Below are 1,011 nucleotides of genomic sequence, written 5' to 3' on the forward strand. Positions count from 1 at the left end.
CCGCTGCCGTGGGGGCCGGGCTGGCGGCCATCGGCGTGACGTCCGGGCTGGCGATGTCGGGCGTTGCCACCGTCGGGGTCTCGATCGTGGGTGTCTGGATGTCCGGTGTCGCGACGGTGGGCATGTCGAGGCCCGGGGTTGCCGCGACCGGTGCCACGACACCGCTGCCGGGCGCGCCGAGCGTCTGTTGCTGGATCGCGCCGCCGACCGGCGTGCCGCCCGCATCGACCAGCCAGCCGGATAGTGAGCGTCGGATCTGCAGTTCCAACTCGACATTCATGTCGTTCATCATCTGCTGCGTCAGGGTGTACAGAGCGGCTTTGCTGTCCGTGTCGCCACCCGAACTGTCCGGCTTGTAGTCGCGGGTGACCTTCGCCTCGGCAAAACCGGCGTGCTGTCCGTCCGGCCTTACGATGTCCAGATGTACGTCCATGGCACCGTTCAGCATGCCCCCCGGCTGATGCAGGATGGAGGCCTGATCGATGGAGAAGATCGCCGTCCCCGCCGTCCCCGCTGCCGCGAGCCGGTCGTGCGCCATCTGTTGCAGGGCCTGGTCCGGGGGCGTGGGCGCGCGGCCGGAGACGTCCCCGGGCGTCGTGCCCGGCGGTGCGTTGTCGACGACCTGCACGGCACCGACGTTCAGTTGGAACCGGCTGAGATAGTCATAATGCAGGGGGGCGAACTGTGTCGGGGCATCGTCGCCGCCGCAGGCCGAGAGGCTTGCCGCCGTCATGACGGCCACCGAAACGGCCGCCGCCCGCGCCCAGCGACGCGGTGACAGGGGGCGGGCGACCAGCCATGGCCGCGCGGCGGGGGGGACAAGGGTGGCGGGGTGACGCATGATACCGGACGTCTCCGAAAGAGGCTGATGCCCTGAGCCAGGGCGGACGAGGGGGCGGACGTGGCCGCACGGCCATCGTACGACCGTGCCGCCGTCCGGCGATCGGGTCAATCTCTGCCACGCCGCAGCCAGCCGCGCATACGGCCGAGCAGACCGCCCGGCCCGTCCTC

At 70.7% G+C, this 1,011-nt stretch carries 1 protein-coding gene; it reads right to left on the reverse strand.

Going from position 1 to position 1,011, the window contains the following annotated elements; genetic code table 11:
* Positions 1-841, reverse strand: an 841-nt coding sequence (locus tag HUK82_RS16800; RefSeq protein ID WP_176614989.1) for a hypothetical protein, incomplete at its 3' end; no start/stop codon positions are given.
* Positions 842-1,011: the final 170 nt, after the last annotated feature.

It is taken from the genome of Ameyamaea chiangmaiensis, assembly GCF_013376175.1.
GTDB classification, from domain to species: domain Bacteria; phylum Pseudomonadota; class Alphaproteobacteria; order Acetobacterales; family Acetobacteraceae; genus Ameyamaea; species Ameyamaea chiangmaiensis.